Below are 20,862 nucleotides of genomic sequence, written 5' to 3'. Positions count from 1 at the left end.
CGCGGATTGCCTCGTAGGATCTGTGAGAGTTCTGTGGAAGGAAGTGGTTCACACCACTTGACGGCACCTTCTGGACCGAACCCCCGATCGTTCGAAGAAATCCTCCCCGCCCCGCAACCGCAAGCGGGGCGGGGAGCGTCTCTGCGAGCACTTCCGGGGCGGCGGCCTTCAGCCGGGGTCGGGCACAGAGGGCAATCGGGGCGTAGGGGAAGAGCAGGTACGCATGTCGGCATTTGACGGGGCGTCATCGGTGGGGATGACGAGATCTGTCGTAAATGAGGCGCCACACGCGTACAACCCTGACGGGGGGCAGCGTGTCCAACAGGCGTGGCAGAGGTACTCGACTTCACAGCGGTACAGGCGAGAGGCACGGCTTTGCGGCCCTCCCTCCCGACCCTCGCGCCCCTGGGGACCAGGCGTCCCCGCGGCGGCGCGGCCGGCGGCATGCCGGTGATCGCCCCCATGCCCGCGGCGCGGCCGGCGCAGCTCCCGGCACAACAAGGCGTTGACGACGTGACGGCGGCGGGCACCACAGTCGACCACCTCACCGAGACGTACCGCGCCCACTACCGGTCCCTCCTGGGGCTCGCGGCGCTGCTCCTCGACGACACGGCCTCCTGCGAGGACGTCGTCCAGGAGGCGTTCATCCGGGTCCACTCCGCGCGCAAACGCGTCCGTGACCCCGAGAAGACCCTCGCCTACCTGCGCCAGACCGTCGTCAACCTCTCGCGCTCCACGCTGCGCCGCCGCATCCTCGGGCTGAAGCTGCTCACGAAGCCGATGCCCGACATGGCCAGCGCGGAGGAGGGCGCCTACGACCTCCTCGAGCGCGACGCGCTGAAGGCGGCGCTGCGCGGGCTCCAGCGGCGCCAGCGCGAGGTCCTCGTCATGCGGTACTTCGCGGACATGACCGAGGCGCAGGTCGCCGACGCGCTCGGGATATCCCTGGGGTCCGTGAAGGCGTACGGTTCCCGTGGCATCGCCGCACTGCGCGTCGCCATGGAGGCGCCGGCATGAGCCCCGCCCCCCGTGACCCCGACGAACGGCCCGCGGACGCGGACCGCCCCACGCACCATGAGCAGCACTTCGCGCAGGACATCGAGCACCACGCGCAGGACGAGCACGCAGGGAACGCAACTGTGAACGACGCACCCCGTCGTCCGGCCGATGCGGAGGCCGACGACGAGCTGGAACTGCGGCGGATGATGCGGCACGCCGTCGCCGACATCACCCCCACGGACGAGGCCCTGGAGCGGCTGCGCCGCGCGGTGCCCGCCCGCCGGGCCCGCAAGCGGCAGGCCCTGGTCGGCGCGGTCGCCGCCGGGGTGTTCGTCGCCATGGCGGTGCCCGCCGTGCTGCACGTGACGAAGGAGACCTCCTCCGACCACCCTTCCATCGCCGGCCACAGTGAGGCCTCGCAGGGCGGCACCGGCGCCGGCAGGTCGGAGGGCGGCGGCGGCAAGGACACCGGCGGCACGCCCTCCCACACGAAGGAGCGCGAGAAGGCCGACAAGAAGGAGAAGGACAAGGGCGGCAAGGAGAAGTCCGGCGGCGCTAGCGACGGGGCGAGCGGCGGCCCGGGCCCCGCCTCCACGGCCGCGGCGAACTCACCGGTCTGCAACGCGAACGACCTGGCCGACGCGGTCGCCAGCGTCGGCCAGCCCCAGGCCGACGGTACGGTCTACGGCTCGTTCCGGGTGTCGAACGGTTCGGCCGGCAACTGCACCGTCGACAGCCCCGGCGCCGTCGTCACCCTCGCCGAGGGCGCCGCCGACCCCACCAGGGTCAGCGTCGTCGACCACACGGCGGGCGACCGCGCGACCGGCCTGCCCGACCCGTCGACCGAGCCGAGCCAGCTGATCCTCGAACCGGGGATGGCGTACGAGGTGCGGTTCGCCTGGGTGCCGTCGGCGACCTGCCCTTCGGCGGGCGGCTCGACCGGAGGCAGCACCGCGCCCAGCAACGGCGGCGGTGAGCCGACGCCCACGCCGACGCCCTCAAGCGGCAGCACGGGCAACACGTCCTCCGAGTCGGCGACCTCCGACTCCGGCCTGTCGGCGCAGCTCGGCAGCGAGGACGAGCCGGGCAGCGTGGTCGTGTCGCACACGGCGGAGCCCGGCGCGCCGAGCGCGGCGGCGACGATCCCGGACGCGTGCGCGGGCACGGTGTACCGGACGGGCGTGCTCCCGGCGTCGTAGCCGTCAGACCGTCTTCACAGGGGTCTCCGTGGCCGCTTCCTCGGCGGCTTCCTCGGTCAGGCCCAGCTCCGCGTCGCGCAGGGCCTCCGCCTCGCGGCGCACCAGGCGGAACCACATGAAGAGCACGAAGCCCGCGAAGACGAACCACTCGCCGGTGTAGCCGAGGTTCTGGAACGCCTTCAGATCAAGGCCGCTGCCCTGGGACATGTCGGCCGGGACGGGCTCCATCTTCCCGTCGGCCGTGTCGAGCGTGACCCAGGCGTCGTACACGTCGTACGGGACCAGGTTGACCAGGGACGCCGCGCTGATCATGCCGACCTGTCCCGAGGGCAGGCCGCCGGCGGTGGTCACGCCGTTCGATCCGGCGGACTCGGAGGCCTGGAGCGCTCCGACCACGGTGACGTCGCCCTTCGGCGGGGCGGGCGCCTTCGCCGCGGACGCCGTGCCGGGCAGCCAGCCGCGGACCACGGGGAGCGCCTTGCCGGCGCCGTCGACCTTGAGGAGCGTCACGACGTAGAAACCGGTGCGCTCGTCGAGGTCGCGGTCGGGTACCAGGAGCTGCTTGTCGTAGTGGCCGGTGGCCGTGGCACGCCTGCCGGACGTCTTCTGGTCGACGGGCAGCAGCGAGGCGAGCGGCTCGGCGTCCGCCTTCCTGTTGGCGTCGCTCTGCTCGGACGCGGACCGGTGGTCCTGCACCCGGTCCTCGAAGCGGCTGAGCTGCCAGGAGCCCATGAAGACGCAGAAGGGGATCGCGAGCAGGACGAAGATGTTGATCCCCCACCAGCGGGGAGTCAGCAGGAACCGGTACACACCTACACGGTACGGGTCCGATGTAAAGACCGGTCCTGCGACCCCCGCGAGGCGGCGCCTACGGCCTCGGCGGCAAGTGTCGGCTCGCGAAGTCCAGTTCGAGGCGGAGCTGCTTGATGCGTTCCTCGACGACGAGCGAGCCGTGTCCCGCGTCGTACCGGTACACCTCGTGGACCGCGTCGCGGGCGGCGAGCCGGTCCACGTAGTTGTCGATCTGGCGGATGGGGCAGCGCGGGTCGTTGACGCCCGCCGAGATGTAGACCGGGGCCCGCACGTCGTCCACGTACGTCAGCGGCGAGGAGACCGTGAAGCGGTCCGGGACCTCCTCGGGGGAGCCGCCGAGGAGCGTGCGGTCCATCGCCTTGAGGGCCTCCATCTCGTCCTCGTACGCCGCCACGTAGTCGGCGACCGGCACCGCCGCGAGGCCGAGCGCCCACGCGCCGGGCTGGGTGCCGAGGCCGAGGAGGGTCAGGTAGCCGCCCCAGGAGCCGCCGGCCAGGATCAGGCGGCCGGGGTCGGCGAGGCCGGAGTCGACGGCCCAGGCGCGGACCGCCGCGATGTCCTCCAGCTCGATCAGGCCGACCCGGTGCTTGAGGGCGTCGGTCCACTCGCGGCCGTAACCGGTCGAGCCCCGGTAGTTGACGCGGACCACCGCGTACCCGTGGTCGACCCAGGCCGCCGGGCCCGCCGCGAAGGCGTCCGAATCGTGCCAGGTGGGGCCGCCGTGGATCTCGAAGACGGTGGGGAGCGGGCCGGTGGCGCCGGCTGGCTTCTGCACGAGGGCGTGGATCCGGTTGCCGGGCCCGTCCACCCACGCGTCCTCCACGGGCACGGAGGCCGGGGCCTTCATGCCGGGCGGGTCGAGGACGACGCGGCCCGTGGTGGAGCGCACGGCCGGGGGCCGCTCGGCCGACGACCACAGGAACTCGACGCTGCCGTCGGGCCGTGCGGTGGCGCCCGAGACCGATCCCGCCGGGGTCTCCACGCGGCTGAGCGCGCCGGAGGCGACGTCGTACCGCCACAGCTCGGAGCGGGCCTCGAACTCGTGGACGACGAGGAGGGCCGAGCCGTCCGGGTACCACTCGGCGGACACGTCGCCCGGCAGGTCGATGGCCAGGTCGGTCTGGTCGCCGGAGACGACGTCCCAGATCATCGGCTCCCAGCGGCCGCGCCGCTGGTGCCCGACGAGGAGCCGGGTGTCGCCCTGGACGGGCGCGAAGCCGAGCACTTCGAGCCCCAGCTCCTTCTCCCCGCCCTCCGTGTCGTCCAGCTCGGCGACGGTCGAACCGTCGAGCCGGACGACGCGCAGCGCCGAGTGCATGGCGTCGCCGTGCTCGGTGTGCTCGATGGCGATCAGTCGCCCGTCGTGGCTGAGGTCACCGACCCCGGCGGACTCGCGGTGGCGGTAGATCTCGGCGGGGCGGCCGTCGCCGTCCGGCGCTACGACGTGGATCGTCGTGCCGTCCTCGTCCGTGGACCGGCCGATCACGGCGGTCCGCCCGTCCCGGCCGAGCGCGAGCCCGGCGGGGTAGGAGGGGGCGAGCCCCGGCACCGCCTCGGTGTCGGGGCCGCCGGTGAACGGCTGTCGCAGCCAGACCCCGAACTCGTCGCCGTCGGTGTCGCTGAACCACCAGATCCACGCGCCGTCGGGGGAGAGGACGCCGTCGGTCGTCCCGTTGGCCCGGTCCGTCGCCTGACGCTGCTCACCGGTGGCACGGTCCCACGCGTACAGCTCGTAGGTCCCCGTCGCGTTCGACACGAACAGGGAGCGGTCGGGGGCGTCCTCCGCCCAGTCGGGCAGCGACACCCGCGGCGCGCGGAACCGCTTCTCCCAGTCCGGCATGGACGGGCGGGACGGTGTGGACGGCGTGCTCTCAGTCATGGCCCCATAGTGCCCGTCCGGGAAGAGACGGCGTGACCCGGCCGGGGTGGTGCCACCGAGGGGAGTGGCCGGGTCCGCCTCGCAGGTGCTCCCGCTGAGCTGTGCCTGCCGTCCGTCGGCGGGCCGGGACGGGGAGGGGGAGTGGATGAGCTGCGCCGACGCGGCTCATCCGGCGCCCCGGATCGGCGACGGTGAGAGGAATGTACGCCCGGAGGCGACGCCTCGGAATACCCCGCGCATTTATCTACGTATTTCAGCGTGGACGGGTCACAAGGGTGGCCGCGCCGGGGCCGGTCCGAGCGTCGTCGTGCCGGGCGCCGCGCGGTGGCCGAGCCCCGTGCGGTAGGTGTCCAGGGCCGCTTCGATCCGGCCCGTGCGCCGGTACAGGTCGCCGAGCAGGCGGCACAGGTCGGCGAGGTCGCCCGCCGCGCCCGCGCGCTCCAGGAGGCTGAGGGCGTTGACGTAGTGCTCCTCGGCCTCCTCCACGGCGTCCGACTCCTGCGCGATGAGCCCGAGCAGCCGGTGCGCGCCCGCCGCGTGCACGGCCCCGCGCTCCGGGTTCAGCTCCCCGAGCAGGGACCGCAGCAGCTGCGCGGCCTCCTGCGGGCGGCCGAGCATGCGCAGCACGTCGGCGAGTTCGACCTCGACCTGCTGGGTGTAGAGGGCGGCGCGCTTGGCGGAGAGCATGTCGCGTGCCGTCCGCAGCTCGGCCTCGGCGTCGTGCAGACGGCCTGCCTGCGCGTGGACGTAGCCGCGCATCCAGTGGCAGTGCGCCAGCTCCGTACGGATCTGGAGCTGCTGGTAGAGCTCGGCGGCTTTGGCGAGGGAGGCGTCGGCCTCGGCCACCTTGCCCTCGGCGAGCAGCGTGCGGGCCACCGAGCGGTGCATCTGGGCGATGAGCGCGGGGTCGCCGACCTGCGGCGCGAGCGCGAGCGCCAGCTCGGCGGCCTGCGCGGCGCGCGCGTGCGCCCCCATGTCCATGTACGGGGCGATGGACGCGGTGTAGAGCAGGACGAGCGCGTCCGGGTCGTGCAGCCCGCCGGTGTTGAGGCCGTCGAGGGCGGTCTCCAGGAGGTAGCAGGCGTAGCGCAGGGAGCCGGAGAGGTAGTGGGCGACGGCGCGGGCCCGGATGACGGGGGCGCGCTGCGGGAGCGGGGCGCCCGCCTCGGTGAGCAGGGCGTCGGCGACATCGAAGTGGGTGCGGGCGAGCGCGAGTTCGCCGGTCTCCAGGGCGCATTCGCCGAGCCCGAGCTCGGCGGCGGCGTGCTCCGCGCCGAGCCCGTGGCGGGACGCCTCCGCGCTCAACTCCCGGTACAGCTCGGCCGCTTCGCTCGCCGCGCCGGTCGCGAGCGCGCGCTGCGCCTCGGTCAGGCGCAGGCGCAGGCCCGTCGCCAGCTGCGCGGAGCGCCCGGTGGCGAGCTCCTCGTACGTGACGCCGAGGCGCTCGGCGATGTGGCGCAGCGCCGCCTCGGAGGGGCGGACGCGGCCCGCTTCGAGGGTGGAGACGTAGGCGGGCGTGTAGGCCGGTTCGGCCACCTGGCGCTGGGTGAGGCCGCGTTCGGTGCGCAGCCGCAGGACGCGGCGGCCGACGGATTCCGGTTCCGTCGCGGGTTCCGGTTGCGGCACGGGTTCCGGCGAGGGGTGCGGCGGTTGTTCTGGCATGGCGCGGGGCGGCCGCCTTTCGCGTGAGCTCCCTGGAGATCTCCCGGGTCCTTGAAGTTTCGCCTCTTGCCCGCCGTCTCGCCAACCCCCTATGTTGAGCGCTCAGTTAAGGCGAGTTAAGTCCGCTTAATCTTCAACTTACTCACTGCGAGGTACCCGTGCGTGTCCGCACCCCCCTGGTCGCCGCGATCGCGGCGGGCTGCCTCGCCACCGCCGCGCTCGGCGCCGCCGGTACGACGGCCCACGCGGACCCCGCCCAGGACGGCAGGACCGTCGAGCACGTCCCCGACGCGCACGGCGCGGGCCGCCACGCCGAGGTCCCGGCCACCGCCCCGGCGCCGAGGGCGGCCACGAACAGCGTCACCTCGAAGGCCGTGCGGTAGGGCCCCGAGTGGCGACCGGCCCGGGCCCGGGTGAGGCTGGCGGGGTGAGCCGGGGGCTACGGGAGGCGTGAGGCATGTTCGCAGCGCTGGGTCGGTCCGTCGTGCGCAGGCCCTGGTGGGTGATCGTCGCCTGGGTCATCGTGGCGGCGGCCGTGATCTCCTTCGCCCCGAAACTCACCTCCAGCAGCGACGAGGCAGGCTTCCTCCCGGACGGCTACGAGTCGATCAAAGCCTCCGACATCCAGGAGACGCGGTTCCCGAAACAGCAGAACGTCGGCGCGGTCATCGTCTTCCAGCGCTCCGACGGGAAGAAGCTGACGGTCGCCGACTCCGCCGAGGTCGTCCGCGTGGCGAAGGACCTCGCGGCGAAGGACATCGACAAGGTCGACGCCGTCGTCCCCGGCAAGCCGTCGCCGAACAACCTGGTGCAGACGGCGACCGTGGCGATGCCGAAGCTGACGGACCCGTCGGACACGTCGGAGCAGGACGCGGTGAAAAAGCTCCGTACCGACCTCCAGCGGGAGATCAGGGCTACGGATCTGAAGGCGGGGGTCACCGGCTCCGCCGCGACCGCGCTCGACGAGTCCGAGGCGTCCGAACGGGCCGGGATGCTCGTCGGCGTCGGCACGATCGTCATCATCATCGTGCTGCTCCTGATCATCTTCCGCAGCCCGATCATCGCGCTGCTCCCGGTCGTCCTGATCGGCCTGATCTCACCGCTGGCCACCGGCCTGATCGCGTCCGCCAACAAGGCGTTCGACATGAAGGCGGACTCCTCGATCCAGCAACTCCTCACGGTCGTCCTGTTCGGCGTGGGAACGGACTACATCCTGTTCCTGCTGTTCAGGTACCGGGAGGCGCTACGGGCCGGGGAGGACTCCAAGGGCGCGGTCGTGCACGCCGTGGAACGGGTCGGCGAGGCCATCACCTCGGCGGCGGGCGCGGTCATCGTGGCCTTCGCCGCGCTCGCCCTGTCCACGCTCGGCATGCTCAAGTCGATGGGCCCCGCGCTCGCCATCGCCGTGTTCGTGACGCTCTGCGCGGGCCTCACCCTGGTCCCGGCCGTCGTCTCGCTGCTCGGCACCAAGGTCTTCTGGCCGTCGAAGTCCTGGCAGCACGAACCGCGCGGCGCGGGCTTCGCCCGACTGGGCACGTCGATCGGGCGCCGCCCGGCGGTCTGGGCCGTCGTCTCGGCGCTCGTCATGGCCGTCCTGGCGCTCGGCGCGCTCGGCTACCGCGCCAACTTCGACCTCTCCTCCTCCTCGCTGCCCGAGACGAAGGAGTCCATGGTCGCGCTGTCGGACCTGGAGAAAGGGTTCCCGGCGGGCACGACGGACCCGACGAGCGTGTACCTGACGTCGACGGGCCCGGACGACCCTCTGACGGCGTCGCGGGCGGCGGCGTTCCGCCGGTCCCTCTCCCGGGCCGACGGCGTCGGCACGGTCACCCCGGCCACGCTCAGCAAGGACCGCACGGCGGCGGCGTACAGCGTCGTCCTCGACGACCCGCCCGCGTCGAAGGAGGCGATGGCCACCGTCAAGGACGACCTGCGCCCGGCCGCCCGCGCCCACGCTCCCGACGGTACGACGGCCGCGGTCGGCGGCGTCACGGCGGTCTACGTCGACATCAACAAGGCCGTCGACCGCGACTACTCCGTGGTCTTCCCGGTCGCCGCGCTCTGCATCATGGTCATCCTGGGCCTGCTGCTGCGCAGCCTCGTCGCGCCCTGGTACCTGATGGTGTCGGTCGCGCTCGGCTTCGGCGCCACGCTGGGCGCCACGAGCTTCCTCTTCACCCGGATCGGCGACCAGCCCGGCCTGATGTTCATGCTCCCCGTGATCATGTACTTGTTCGTCGTCGCACTCGGCACGGACTACAACATCCTCATGGTGTCCCGGCTCCGGGAGGAGGCCCGCGAGGGGCGTGACCCGCACGCCGCGGCGGGGACGGCGGTCCGCCACTCGGGTCCTGCGATCGCGTCGGCGGGGGTGATTCTGGCGGGTACGTTCGCCACTTTGATGCTGGCCGGGAACTCGACGCTGTCCCAGATGGGGTTCGCGCTGTCGTTCGGGATCGTGATCGCGGCGTTCGTGATGGCCCTGGTGTTCACGCCGGCGCTCACGGCGCTGATCGGCCACGCGGCGTGGTGGCCCGGACATGAGGACCGGCGGGGCTGAGGTCGTGCGGCCCCGGCCGCGGGCCGGCGGGGCTGGTCGCACGGCCGCATCCCCGCGCCCCCGCAGGGATGCGGCCGCGCCGCACCTTCGGGGGCGTCCGGGAATGCCGCACGCACTGCGCGTTCCAGGGGCGCGGGGAACCGCGCGACGAGCCACGACGCACCGGGCGGCCGACCCTCAACGCTCAACCGCCCAACCCCACGGCGGGCCGCTCACCTCAGCCCATGCCGCCGCGCCACCATCGTCTCGCTGACCCCTCGCGGCAACACCCTGCGCAACGCGAACGCCACCGGCGCATTGCTCCCCACCGCGTAGAACGACCGGACCCGCCGCGCCTCGACGACAGCCACGATCTTCGCCGCCACCTTCTCGGCAGAGATCCCGGACGCCTCATTCCGGTTCAAGGCGGTGAGCATCGTGTCGTAGGCCCCCCGGAACGGCGACCCGTCCCGCACATACTGCGTACGCCGCTCACTGATCCCGGTGGCGATGGACCCGGGCTCGACGGTCGTGATGCCGACCCCGTACGCCGCGTACTCCCGCCGAGCCGCGTTCGCGAACCCCTTGATCGCGGCCTTGGAGGCGACGTACGACGACCGGTAGGCGAGCGGAAAGCTGGCCAGCATGGACCCGACCATGACGACCCGCCCCCGCCCGCGCTCCCGCATCCCGGGAAGAAGGAGCTGGCTGAGGCGGACGGCCCCGAAGACGTTGAGCTGGAACAGCCGCCGGACCGCGTCCATGGGCAGCTCCTCGAAGGGCCCGCTCTGCGATTCACCAGCGTTGTTGACCAGCACATCGACAGCGCCCGCCGCAGCGGCACACGCCTCGACGCTGCTCTCGTCGGCAAGGTCGAGCGCGAGGTAGGTCACGCCCGCCACCGGCGACGCGACCTTCTCCGGATCGCGGCTGGTCCCGAACACCCGGTACCCCCGCCGCACCAGCGCGGCAGCGACCGCCGCCCCGATCCCGGACGACGCCCCGGTCACCAGGGCCGTACCGCGCGCGCTCACGCCAGGCTCCCGGCGAGCGCCCGCCCGGCCGCCCGCCCGGAGAAGATGCAGCCCCCGAGGAAGGTGCCTTCGAGCGCGTTGTAGCCGTGCACGCCGCCGCCGCCGAACCCGGCCACCTCGCCGGCCGCGTACAGCCCGTCGAAGACGGACCCGTCGGGCCGGACGACCTGGGAGTCGAGCGTGGTCTCCAGGCCGCCGAGCGTCTTGCGGGTGAGCACGTGCAGACGTACGGCGATGAGCGGACCCTGCGCCGGGTCGAGGAGGCGGTGCGGCCTGGCGACGCGGGTGATGCGGTCGGGCAGGTAGGCGCGGGCGTTGCGCACGGCCATGAGCTGGAGGTCCTTGCCGTACCCGTGCTCGGCCTCCCGGTCGCGGGCGGCGATCTCCCGCGCGACCTGCTCGTACTCGACGGGCGTCTCGGGCGTGAGCGCGTTCATCCCGGAGACGAGATCCTTCAGGTTCCGCCGGACGACGAAGTCCTCGCCCCGGTCCAGGAACGCCTGCACCGGACCCGGTGCGCCCTTCTTCACCCGTTGCAGCACCAGCTTCAGGTCCTTGCCGGTGATGTCGGGGTTCTGCTCGGACCCGGAGAGCGCGAACTCCTTCTCCACGATGGCCCGGGTCAGCACGAACCACGTGTGGTCGTACCCGGTGGCGGTGATGTGCTTGAGCGTGGCGAGCGTGTCGTGCCCGGGGAAGAGCGGCGCGGGCAGCCGCTTGCCGGTGGCGTCCAGCCACAGCGACGACGGGCCCGGGATGATCCGGATGCCGTGACCGGGCCAGATCGGGTCCCAGTTCTTCAGGCCCTCCGTGTAGTGCCACATGCGGTCGCGGTTGACGATCGACGCGCCCGCGCCCTCGCTGATCTCCAGCATCCGCCCGTCGACGTACGCGGGCACGCCCGTGACCATCGACTCGGGCGGCTGCCCCATCCGCTCGACGGGCCAGTTCTTGCGGACCAGTTCGTGGTTGCCGCCGATACCGCCCGAGGTGACGACGACGGCCTGCGCGCGCAGTTCGAAGTCGCCGACGGTCTCGCGGGAGGAGGCGACGCCGCGCCCCGCGTCGGACGGTGCGAGGAGCGCCCCGCGCACCCCGACGGCGGCCCCGTCCTCCACGATCAGCTCATCCACCCGGTGCCGGTGCTTGAAGGTGACGAGCCCGCGCGCGGCCGCTTCGAGCACCGGCTCCCGGAAGACGCGGACGACCTCCGGACCCGTACCCCACGTGATGTGGAAGCGGGGCACCGAGTTGCCGTGTCCGGTGGCGGTGCCGGAGCCGCGCTCGGCCCAGCCGACGTTCGGGGTGACCTTGAGCCCGAGCCCGTGGAGGTAGTCGCGCTTCTCGCCGGCCGCGAAGCCGACGTACGCCTCGGCCCACTTCCGCGGCCACCGGTCCTCGTGCTCACGGTCGAACCCGGCGGAGCCCATCCAGTCGGCGAGCGCCAGCTCGTAGCTGTCCTTGATGCCCATGCGGCGCTGCTCGGGGCTGTCGACGAGGAAGAGGCCGCCGAGCGACCAGAACGCCTGGCCGCCGAGGTTGGCCGCGTTCTCCTGGTCGACGAGCACGACGCGCTTGCCCGCGCGCGTCAGCTCGTAGGTGGCGACGAGCCCGGCGAGCCCGGCCCCCACGACGATGACATCCGCACTGGCTCCGGTGCCCTTGGTCTCGCTCATGCGCTCTCCATGGGTGTGCTGTAGGCGTCGAGTACGTTCATGAAAAGGGCCTCGCGACGGGCGCGTACGGCCGCGTCGTCCGGCTGGAGCAGAACTTGCATCGCGGTCCCGTCGTGCACGGCGACCAGCGCGTCCCCGAGGGCCCGCTCGTCGCCGACCCGCCGTCCGAGGCGGCGCAGCGCGCTCACGCACACGGGAAGGATCGCGTCGCGGATCGCCTGCTCGCGGGCGGCCGTCACCCGGCGCAGACCCGGGTTGCGCAGCGCGTGCACGGTGAACTCTGCGGTGATCCGGTACCAGGCGTCGTCCACCGGGGCCGCGGCGATCGCGGCCCGCACGGCGGTCTCGGGGTCGGCCGGGTCGATGCCGGCCAGCGCGCGGCGCACATCGCCGAGCATCCGCGCGGAGCGCTCCTCCCACAAGGCGAGAAACAGCTCGTCGAGGGAGGAGAAGTTGGAGTAGAAGGCGCCGCGGCTGAATCCGGCCCGGTCACAGACCTGCTCGACGGTGGAGCGGCCGAACCCCGTCTCGGCGAACACGTCCAGCGCGGCGTCGAGCAGCCGCTGCCGCGTGCGGGCGCGGCGCCTGGTCACGGTGCCCGGCATCATCGCCTCCTGCGTCGGCCGCGTCGATACAGGAACGTATTCGATACGTTCCTGTATCGACAAGGGCCTCGTCGCGGCCGCCCGCCCCCGACGTCAGACGAAGATCTCGACGACCGTCCACACGGCGAGCAGCAGCATGCACGCGCCACCGATCCGCTGCACGGTCTTCAGCGGCACCCGCTTGGCGATGAACCGCCCCGCGATCAGCGCGAGCGCGGAGACGGACATCAGGGCGGCGGCGGAGCCGATCGCGGTGGACCAGGTGCCGTTGGTGGCGGCGAGGTTGGCGGTGGTGATCTGCGTCAGATCGCCCCACTCGCTGATGAAGACGGCCGTGAACGCGGTGCCGAAGACGGGCCAGAAGCCGGTCACCGTCTTGGCGCCCGCCTCGTCGTCGTCATCGTCGTCGCCCCCGCGCAGCAGCATGAACGCGCCGAACGCGAAGAGGAGCGCCGAGACGACCTTCACGATCCAGTCCGGCAGGAGCCCGAGCAGCGAACCGGCGCCCACCGCGATGGCCACGTGCACGATGAACGCGGCGGACGTGCCGAACCACACGTACAGCGGCTTCATCCGGGTGCCCATCGCCAGTGAGGCGAACATGGTCTTGTCCGGCAGCTCGGCGAGGAAGATCAGCCCGAAGGCGGTGACGATCGCCAGGGGGTCGAGATGCATGAGCGGGTGCTTTCTGTGCGGGCCGGGTCGGTGCGACCCACCCGCCGCGCGGAGAGGACCACTCGACCCGGCGGCGGGACACGTATGCCTTACGTGTCGTCGAGACACGTATGTCCTACGCGTCCGTCGTCCTGCCTGGTCGAAGGTCTCGCCCACCCGAACCGCCACACGGTCCGAGCCCGGCCACCGGGAACCCGGGGGTTCCAGTGTGTCGACGACCGGTTCGCGGGGCTACTCCCCTTCGCTTGCGTGTCCAGGATACCCCGCCGCCCGAGCCTCCTGCCGTCACAGTCCGGCATCAAGGCCACGTAAAGATTGCCGGAGTCCGGCAATGCGCAGGGTGGCGACCGTGCGCCAGGATGGCCGCGGCAGAAACGGGGGCCAAGCCCCGGTGCCGGGACCCGGAAACGGGTGCGGGCGCCGGGGTGGAGCCGAGCCGGCGGCACGGTGAAGGGGGCGGGGACATGGGGAAGCACCTCGCCGAGCCCGCCGGAGCCCCGTACGCGGCCGTGTGCCCCCAGGGCCGGCCGGCCCCTGACGAACGTTAGGCCCGTGCGGCAGCAGTCCGGCAGTGGGACCGCGGGCAGTCGGGCTCGCCCTCCGGTCTCTCTTCGGCCCCTCCCTTTCTTCCTTCATTGGCTCGGGGTTGCAATCACCCCTGGAACCAGAGGACTTCACCATGGATGCCACCACTGTGGGCATCGGCGTGTCCGTCGCCGTTGTCCTGCTCGTCGTCGTAGCGCTGCTGCTGATCTTCACGCGATTGTTCCGCAAGGTGGAGCAGGGCAAGGCGCTCATCGTCTCCAAGATGCGCAAGGTGGACGTCACCTTCACCGGGCAGGTCGTCCTGCCGGTCCTGCACAAGGCCGAGGTGATGGACATCTCGGTGAAGGCCATCGAGATCACGCGGGCCGGCAAGGACGGCCTGATCTGCAAGGACAACATCCGGGCCGACATCCGAATCTCGTTCTTCGTGAAGGTCAACAAGACCCCCGAGGACGTCATCAAGGTCGCCCAGGCGGTCGGCACGGCGCGGGCCAGCGACAAGACGACGCTCCAGGAGCTGTTCCACGCGAAGTTCTCCGAGGCGCTGAAGACCGTCGGCAAGCAGATGGACTTCACCGACCTCTACACCAAGCGCGAGGAGCTGCGGTACCGGATCATCGAGGTCATCGGTGTCGACCTGAGCGGCTACCACCTCGAGGACGCGGCGATCGACTACCTGGAGCAGACGCCGCTGAACCAGCTCGACCCGCACAACGTCCTCGACGCCCAGGGCATCCGCAAGATCACCGAGCTGACCAGCATCGAGCACGTGCGCACCAACGAGTTCCAGCGCACGGAGGAGAAGGAGATCACCCGGCAGAACGTCGACGCCCGCGAGACCATCCTCGAACTGGAGCGGCGCCAGGCCGACGCCGAGATCAAGCAGAAGCGGGAGATCGACACCGTGCGGGCCCGCGAGGAGGCCGAGACGGCGCGGGTCGTCGAGGAGGAGCGGCTGCGTTCGCAGGGCGCCTTCCTCGTCACCGAGGAGAAGCTCGGGGTGCAGCGCGAGAACCAGGCCCGCGAGGTCGCCGTCGCCCAGAAGAACCGTGAGCGCGTCATCGCGGTCGAGAACGAGCGCATCGAGAAGGACCGCCTCCTGGAGGTCATCGCGCGGGAGCGGGAGACCCAGCTGACGAAGATCGCAGCCGAGAAGGAGGTCGAGGCGGAGCGGCGGGACATCGCCGAGGTCATCCGTGAGCGCGTCGCCGTGGACCGTACGGTCGCCGAGCAGGAGGAGTCGATCAAGAGGCTCCGGGCGGTCGAGGAGGCCGAGCGGGGGCGGCAGGCCGTCATCATCGCGGCGGAGGCCGAGGCGCAGGAGAAGCTCGTCAAGGACATCAAGGCCGCCGAGGCGGCCGAGCAGGCCGCGACGCACCGCGCCGCCGAGCAACTGACGCTCGCCGACGCCCGGTTGAAGGCCGCCGACCTGGAGGCCAAGGCCAAGCTGCGGCTCGCCGAAGGCATCCAGGCCGAGACCGCGGCACCCGGTCTCGCCGAGGTGCAGGTGCGCGACAAGGAGGCCGAGGTCATCGAGAAGGCGGGCCGTGCCGAGGCCGAGGCCACCGAGGCCCGCATGCGCGCCGAGGCGCTCGGCGCCCGCGAGCAGGCCCTCGCCGAGGCCACCGCGATCGAGGCGAAGCTCAAGGCGGAGGCCGAGGGCATCACGCGGAAGGCCACCGCGATGGCCGCGCTCGACGAGGCGTCCCGCGGGCACGAGGAGTACCGGCTGCGCCTCCAGGCGGAGAAGGAGATCCGGCTCGCCGGTCTCGACACGCAGCGCCGGGTCGCCGAGGCGCAGGCCACGGTCATCGCGACCGGCCTGGAGAGCGCCGACATCAACATCGTGGGCGGCGAGTCCGTCTTCTTCGACCGGATCGTCTCCTCGATCGCGCTCGGCAAGGGCGTCGACTCCTTCGTCCAGCACTCCGGCACCGCGCAGGCCCTCGCCAAGCCGTGGCTCGACGGTTCGGCGGACTTCACCGAGGACCTGACCACGATCCTCGGCTCGTTCTCCACGGGCGACGTCCAGAACCTCACCGTCTCCGCGCTGCTGATGAAGCTGATGAAGGGCGGGGGCAGCGAGCAGGCGGATCAGCTCAAGGAGCTGCTGGACAAGGCCGGCCAGTTGGGCGTGGCCGACCTGCCGCTCGACCAGCTGAAGCTGAACGGTTCCGCGCGGGTCTGACCGCACGGCACCGCACGGACCGGCCGGGGACGCCGTACGGGGGTCGGCGACCCCGGCCACCACATGACAGGAGAAGACGTTGGGGGACATGGAGACCGGTACCGAGACCGGCACCGAGACCGGCACCGGCACCGAGACCGGCATCGGCACCGAGACCGGCACCGGGACCGGCACCAGCACCGGCACCAGTACGGGGACCGGCCTGGACGCGGGAACGTACGACGTACTGCGTGCCCGCCTCACCGCACAGGCCCGCCACCTGGCGACGCACGCCGCCGAGCTCAACGAACGCCGCACCGCCGCCTTCGGCTCCGTCGGCCTGACCCTCACCGGCACGAGCAGGCTGCGCACCGACGAGCCGCGCCTGGCCCGCGACGTCGTGGCCGTCGGCGGCGCCCTGCTGCTCGGCCTGCGCGACGTCCTCGCCACCGGCACCCCGGCGGTCGGCGACATCTTCACCCTGCACACCCCGGACCAGGCCCTGGACCGGCTGGCCGACAGCGCGGTGCCGGGCCTGCTCGACGACCCGGCGTTCGTCGCCGAGTTCACCGCGCTCTTCCGCTACTACCGGCAGAGCCGCCTGCTGCAGCTCCGGGTCCTGGACGGCAAGCTCCTGGCCGTCTTCCAGACCGGCGACCGCGCCACGGACCTCCGCGTCCTGCGCTGGGAGCTGTCCCCGGACGGCAGCGGCGCCCGCTTCCTCGACGCGCGCGGCGACCGCGACGACGTGACCCCGCCCGCGCACGACCTGACCTGGCGGGAGGCGAGCCGCGAGGACCACGTCCTGGGCCGCCACCCGCACGTCGCCGTCGGCGCAGAGCAGGACGGCTCGCCCATCTACGTGTCGACGGTCGGCGGATCCCTGACGGTCAAGGTGGAGAACGACACCGAGACCGCCGACGGCATCCACGCGGAACCCGTCGACGAGCCGCTGCAGGCCCTCGCCGACGCCGACATCGCCCACGCGCGCGTGGGCGCGCTCCTCATCGTCCGGGTCCGCCCGTACAAGGAGGACACCTGGCGCCACCTCGTCTTCAACACCCTCACCCGCACCGTGGTCCGTCTCGACGGCATCGGCCAGGCGTGCCGGACCCTCCCCGACGAGCAGGGCGTCGTCTTCGCCGGCGGATACTGCCTGGTCACCGGCGCCCACAAGACCTTCGACGGCTTGGACACCACGCACCTCGCGTACGAGCGCACCGTACGGTCGCCGAACGGCGAGGACGTGCTCCACGTCTTCCGCGCGCGCGTGGAGGGCCGCACGGTCCTGCTGCCGTACAACCTGATCCGTAAGGAGATCACCGCTCCGCTCACCGGCCGCGGGCACGCCCTCTTCGACGACGGCACGCTCGTCCTGCTGCGCGACGAGCCGACCGGTGAGGCAGGCGAACCGGCCCGCGTCCACCCGGCGCAGATCTGGTCGACCCCGTTCACGGCGGACACGTACGTGCTCGACGCGGGCGTCTCCGACGCGGGCGTCGCCGATCCGGAGCTGACGCGCATCGGCAACGCCGACCTCGTCCGCGGCATCTCCGACTGCCTGGCCCTGACCCGTACGGCCGAGGAGGCGGCGGCGACGCCGACCGCGGCGGCGTACGAGGCGCTCGCGTCCGCGTGCGAGCGCGCCGGTGACTCGTACCCCTGGCTGAGCGAGAGCGTGGGCGCCGGCCTGCGCCACGAGATCGGCGAACTCCGGGCGACGGCCGAGCAGATCCTCGCCGAGTACGAGACCGTCCGCACCCTCACCCGCCGGGCCGCCGACGCGCTCGCGGAGGCGGAGGCGCGCGCCACCACCCTGGTCCGCCGCATCCGCGGGGAAGCGCCCCGCACCGCGACCGAGTGGGTGGAGCGCCTGACCGAGCTGCACCGCGCGCAGGGCCACCTGCTCACCCTCAAGGACCTGCGCTACGCCGACACCGAGCGCGTCGACGCCCTCGCCGACGGCCTCGCCGCGGACATCACCGCGGCGGGCCGCCGGGCCGTGACCTTCCTCGCCCGCCCCGACTCGTTCGCCGCCCACCACGCCGACCTCGCACGCGTCGAGGCGGAGGCGGGAGAGATCGGGACGGCCGCGGAGGCCGCCCCGCTCACCACCCGCGTCACCGAACTCGCCGACCGGCTCGGCGCGGTCACGGACGTCCTCGGCGGCCTGGACATCGGCGACGCGACCGTCCGTACGAACGTCCTGGAGCGCATCGCGGAAGTCGTCGCGGGCGTCAACCGGGCCCGCGCCACCCTCGACGCCCGCCGCCGCGAACTCTCCGCGCGCGAGGGCCGCGCCGAGTTCGCGGCCCGGTTCTCCCTGCTCGGCCAGGCCGTGACGGGCGCCCTCGCGGTGGCCACGACCCCGGGCGCCTGCGACGACCAACTGGCCCGCCTGCTCCTCCAGGTGGAGAACCTGGAAGGCCGGTTCGCCGAGTCGGACGAGTTCCTCGCCGACCTCGACACCAAGCGCATCGCGATCCACGAGGCGTTCGCCGCCCGCAAGCAGACCCTCGCCGACGCCCGCGCGCGCCACGCCGAACGCCTCGCCACCTCCGCCGACCGCATCCTCGACTCCGTGGCCCGCCGCCTGTCCGCGCTCGGCAGCCTCGACGCCATCAGTACGTACCTGGCGTCGGACCCGATGGTGGCGAAGGCCCGCCGCACCGTGGCCGGCCTGCGCGAACTCGACGACCAAGTCCGCGCCGAGGAGTTGGAGAACCGCCTCGACACCGTCCGCCAGGACGCCCTGCGTGCGCTGCGCGACCGCACCGACCTCTACACCGACGGCGGCACCACGATCCGCCTGGGCCGCCACACGTTCCCGGTCGACAGCCGGCCGCACGAGCTGACCCTGGTCCCGTACGGCGCGGACGGGATGGCGTTCGCGCTGACGGGAACGGACTACCGGGCGCCGGTGACCGACCCGGGCTTCGCCGCGTACGCGCCCTACTGGGGCCAGACCCTCCCCTCCGAGAACACGGACGTCTACCGCGCCGAACACCTGGCCGCCCGCCTCCTGGCGGACCACGGCCCGGACCACCTGTCGGCGGCCGAGGACCTGTCCGCCCTGGTGCGGTCGGCAGCGGAGGAGTCCTACGACGAGGGCTACGAACGCGGCGTCCACGACCACGACGCGCACCTCGTCCTCACGGCCCTGCTGCGCCTGCACTCCGGTGCCGGGGTGCTCCGCCACACGCCGGAGGCGCGCGCCGCGGCCCAGCTCTTCTGGGCGCACGAGGCGACGCAGGAGGAGCGCGAGCAGTGGACGAGGCGGGCGCGGTCCCTCGCCCGCGCCCGGGACACGTTCGGCCTGGCACCGGCGATCGACGACTGGTGCGGGGAGGTGGCGGAGCGGACGGGGGCCCCCGCCGCGGCCTACCTCTTCGAGGAGCTGACGACGGCGCCGGAGGGGTTCGCGGTGTCGGCCGCGGTACGGACGTTCCTGGACAAGTTCCGCCGTGCGACCGGCAGTTCAACGGCGTACGAAGAGGACGTGGCCGCCGTGACGGAGCTGTCGGCGCGCAAGTCCCTCGTAGCGGCGTGGCTGTCCGCGTACGCCACGACGGCTGCCGAGGCGGTGGACCTCGCGGAGGCGGTGGCGGTGGAGCTCTGCCCGGACGTGACGCACTACGACTGCGAGGCCGGGCTCACGGCGACGGTGGACGGCTTGCTGGGCACGCACCCCCGCCTGGACGGCCGGCGCCTGCCGCTCCGCCTGGACGAGTTCCTCGACCGCACCACCCGCTTCCGTACGGAGGTGATGCCGGGCTTCCGCGCCTACCAGCGCCTGCGCACCGGCCTGGCGAGCGCCGAACGCACCCGCCTGCGCGTGGACGACCACCGCCCGCACGTCCTGCCGTCGTTCGTGCGCAGCCGCCTGATCGACGAGGTCTACCTCCCGTTGATCGGCGACAGCCTCCACAAGCAGCTGGGCACGGCGGGCGGCCTGCTGATGCTGACGTCGCCGCCGGGCTACGGCAAGACGACGCTGATCGAGTACGTGGCGGACAAGCTCGGCATGCTGTTGGTGAAGATCAACGGCCCGGCGCTCGGCCACACGGTCACGTCCCTGGACCCGGCGGAGGCCCCGAACGCGACGGCGCGCAGGGAGGTCGAAAAGATCAACTTCGCCCTGGAAGCGGGCAACAACGTCCTCCTCCACCTGGACGACATCCAGCACACGTCACCGGAGCTGCTGCAACAGTTCATCTCGCTCTGCGACGCGCAACGCCGCATGACCGGCGTGTGGAACGGCGAGCCCCGCACGTACGACCTGCGCGGCAAGCGCTTCGCCGTCTGCATGGCGGGCAACCCGTACACGGAGTCGGGCGCGCGTTTCCACATCCCCGACATGCTCGCGAACCGGGCCGACGTCTGGAACCTGGGCTCGGTCCTGACCGGCAAGGAGGACGCGTTCGCGCTCAGCTTCGTGGAGAACGCCCTGACGGCGAACGAGCACCTGGCGCCGCTGGCGGGCCGCGACAGGGAGGACGTGGACACGTTCGTACGCCTGGCCTCGGGCGACCCCACGGCCCGCGTGGACCAGCTGAGGCACCCGTACGCGGCGATGGAGGCCGAGCGGATCACCGTGGTGCTGCGCCACCTCCTTCGGGCCCGGGAAACGGTGCTGTCCGTGAACGCCGCGTACATCGCGTCGGCGGCGCAGAGCGGCGACGCGCGCACGGAGCCGCCGTTCCAGCTCCAGGGCTCGTACCGCAACATGAACAAGATCGCGGCGCGGATAGATCCGGCGATGAACGAGGCGGAGCTCGCCGCGGTCCTGGACGACCACTACAAGGGCGAGGCCCAGACCCTGGCGACGGGCGCGGAGTCGAACCTGCTGAAACTGGCGGAGCTGCGGGGCACGCTGTCGTCTGCCCAAGCGACGCGCTGGGCGGAGCTGAAGCGCGCGTACGTCCGCGCCCGCACGCTGGGCGGGGCGGACACGGACCCGGCGGTGCGGGCGGTGGCGGCGCTCGGCCTCCTCGCGGACCGGATGGCGGCGATCGAGACGACGCTGAGGCGAGCGGTGCCCGCCGGGGAATCCGGCTAGGCGGCGACT

Annotated in this window: 13 protein-coding genes; 6 read left to right on the top strand and 7 right to left on the bottom strand. The window is 72.4% G+C overall.

Annotated features, from left to right (window positions below; translation table 11 throughout):
* Positions 1 to 327 precede the first annotated feature (327 nt).
* Complete coding sequence (locus tag ACH4RC_RS16830) at positions 328 to 1,017, top strand: SigE family RNA polymerase sigma factor (protein WP_394432067.1); 690 nt, start codon at positions 328 to 330, stop codon at positions 1,015 to 1,017.
* Complete coding sequence (locus ACH4RC_RS16825) at positions 1,014 to 2,198, top strand: hypothetical protein (RefSeq protein ID WP_398200964.1); 1,185 nt, start codon at positions 1,014 to 1,016, stop codon at positions 2,196 to 2,198. The genes ACH4RC_RS16830 and ACH4RC_RS16825 overlap by 4 nt, the downstream gene beginning before the upstream one ends.
* Positions 2,199 to 2,201: 3 nt before the next feature.
* Here ACH4RC_RS16825 and ACH4RC_RS16820 read toward each other — a convergent pair whose 3' ends face one another.
* The 3 genes from ACH4RC_RS16820 to ACH4RC_RS16810 all read right to left on the bottom strand — a co-directional run bounded on the left by ACH4RC_RS16820 (position 2,202) and on the right by ACH4RC_RS16810 (position 6,552).
* Entirely contained in the window at positions 2,202 to 3,008 is an 807-nt protein-coding gene (locus ACH4RC_RS16820; protein ID WP_398200961.1) for an SURF1 family protein, read from the bottom strand.
* A gap of 58 nt (positions 3,009 to 3,066) precedes the next feature.
* Positions 3,067 to 4,890: a prolyl oligopeptidase family serine peptidase gene (locus tag ACH4RC_RS16815; protein WP_398200960.1), complete on the bottom strand. Its 1,824-nt coding sequence runs from the start codon at positions 4,888 to 4,890 to the stop codon at positions 3,067 to 3,069.
* Between the two features lie 267 nt (positions 4,891 to 5,157).
* Positions 5,158 to 6,552: a helix-turn-helix domain-containing protein gene (locus tag ACH4RC_RS16810; protein ID WP_398200958.1), complete on the bottom strand. Its 1,395-nt coding sequence runs from the start codon at positions 6,550 to 6,552 to the stop codon at positions 5,158 to 5,160.
* 158 nt (positions 6,553 to 6,710) lie between these two features.
* On the opposite strand from ACH4RC_RS16810, the gene ACH4RC_RS16805 reads away from it, so the two are divergent.
* On the top strand, positions 6,711 to 6,935 hold the full coding sequence (locus tag ACH4RC_RS16805) for a hypothetical protein (protein WP_398200955.1): 225 nt from the start codon (positions 6,711 to 6,713) through the stop codon (positions 6,933 to 6,935).
* Between the two features lie 74 nt (positions 6,936 to 7,009).
* Positions 7,010 to 9,112 carry an MMPL family transporter gene (locus ACH4RC_RS16800; RefSeq protein WP_398200952.1) on the top strand — a complete coding sequence of 701 codons (2,103 nt, stop codon included), beginning with the start codon at positions 7,010 to 7,012 and terminating at the stop codon, positions 9,110 to 9,112.
* Between the two features lie 212 nt (positions 9,113 to 9,324).
* Here the strand turns inward: ACH4RC_RS16800 and ACH4RC_RS16795 are convergent, their stop codons facing one another.
* From ACH4RC_RS16795 to ACH4RC_RS16780, 4 genes are all read right to left on the bottom strand, one after another.
* Entirely contained in the window at positions 9,325 to 10,125 is an 801-nt protein-coding gene (locus ACH4RC_RS16795; RefSeq protein WP_398200949.1) for an SDR family oxidoreductase, read from the bottom strand.
* Positions 10,122 to 11,801 (bottom strand): FAD-binding dehydrogenase, encoded by a 1,680-nt coding sequence (locus tag ACH4RC_RS16790; RefSeq protein ID WP_398200947.1) that lies wholly within the window; start codon positions 11,799 to 11,801, stop codon positions 10,122 to 10,124. The genes ACH4RC_RS16795 and ACH4RC_RS16790 overlap by 4 nt, the downstream gene beginning before the upstream one ends.
* A complete protein-coding gene (locus ACH4RC_RS16785; protein WP_398200944.1) occupies positions 11,798 to 12,409 on the bottom strand; it encodes a TetR/AcrR family transcriptional regulator in 612 nt (203 codons plus the stop codon). The genes ACH4RC_RS16790 and ACH4RC_RS16785 overlap by 4 nt, the downstream gene beginning before the upstream one ends.
* Positions 12,410 to 12,499: 90 nt before the next feature.
* Positions 12,500 to 13,081 carry a TMEM165/GDT1 family protein gene (locus ACH4RC_RS16780; protein ID WP_398200942.1) on the bottom strand — a complete coding sequence of 194 codons (582 nt, stop codon included), beginning with the start codon at positions 13,079 to 13,081 and terminating at the stop codon, positions 12,500 to 12,502.
* Between the two features lie 679 nt (positions 13,082 to 13,760).
* Between ACH4RC_RS16780 and ACH4RC_RS16775 the strand changes: the two genes are divergently transcribed.
* Together ACH4RC_RS16775 and ACH4RC_RS16770 are read left to right on the top strand one after the other, a co-directional pair.
* Positions 13,761 to 15,815: a flotillin family protein gene (locus tag ACH4RC_RS16775; protein ID WP_398200939.1), complete on the top strand. Its 2,055-nt coding sequence runs from the start codon at positions 13,761 to 13,763 to the stop codon at positions 15,813 to 15,815.
* Positions 15,816 to 15,903: 88 nt separating this feature from the next.
* Positions 15,904 to 20,853 carry a DNA repair ATPase gene (locus ACH4RC_RS16770; RefSeq protein ID WP_398200936.1) on the top strand — a complete coding sequence of 1,650 codons (4,950 nt, stop codon included), beginning with the start codon at positions 15,904 to 15,906 and terminating at the stop codon, positions 20,851 to 20,853.
* Positions 20,854 to 20,862 lie beyond the last annotated feature (9 nt).

The sequence above is a fragment of the Streptomyces sp. NPDC016845 genome, from assembly GCF_044332585.1.
Taxonomy (GTDB): domain Bacteria; phylum Actinomycetota; class Actinomycetes; order Streptomycetales; family Streptomycetaceae; genus Streptomyces.
This window is presented reverse-complemented; position numbering and strand designations above follow the sequence as displayed.

Bases quoted from the DNA above. Each gene is read 5' to 3' on its own strand.
- ACH4RC_RS16825 (WP_398200964.1), top strand. From the start codon at position 1,014: ATGAGCCCCGCCCCCCGTGACCCCGACGAACGGCCCGCGGACGCGGAC.
- ACH4RC_RS16785 (WP_398200944.1), bottom strand. From the start codon at position 12,409: ATGATGCCGGGCACCGTGACCAGGCGCCGCGCCCGCACGCGGCAGCGG.
- ACH4RC_RS16810 (WP_398200958.1), bottom strand. From the start codon at position 6,552: ATGCCAGAACAACCGCCGCACCCCTCGCCGGAACCCGTGCCGCAACCG.
- ACH4RC_RS16815 (WP_398200960.1), bottom strand. From the start codon at position 4,890: ATGACTGAGAGCACGCCGTCCACACCGTCCCGCCCGTCCATGCCGGAC.
- ACH4RC_RS16770 (WP_398200936.1), top strand. From the start codon at position 15,904: ATGGAGACCGGTACCGAGACCGGCACCGAGACCGGCACCGGCACCGAG.
- ACH4RC_RS16780 (WP_398200942.1), bottom strand. From the start codon at position 13,081: ATGCATCTCGACCCCCTGGCGATCGTCACCGCCTTCGGGCTGATCTTC.
- ACH4RC_RS16775 (WP_398200939.1), top strand. From the start codon at position 13,761: ATGGATGCCACCACTGTGGGCATCGGCGTGTCCGTCGCCGTTGTCCTG.
- ACH4RC_RS16800 (WP_398200952.1), top strand. From the start codon at position 7,010: ATGTTCGCAGCGCTGGGTCGGTCCGTCGTGCGCAGGCCCTGGTGGGTG.
- ACH4RC_RS16790 (WP_398200947.1), bottom strand. From the start codon at position 11,801: ATGAGCGAGACCAAGGGCACCGGAGCCAGTGCGGATGTCATCGTCGTG.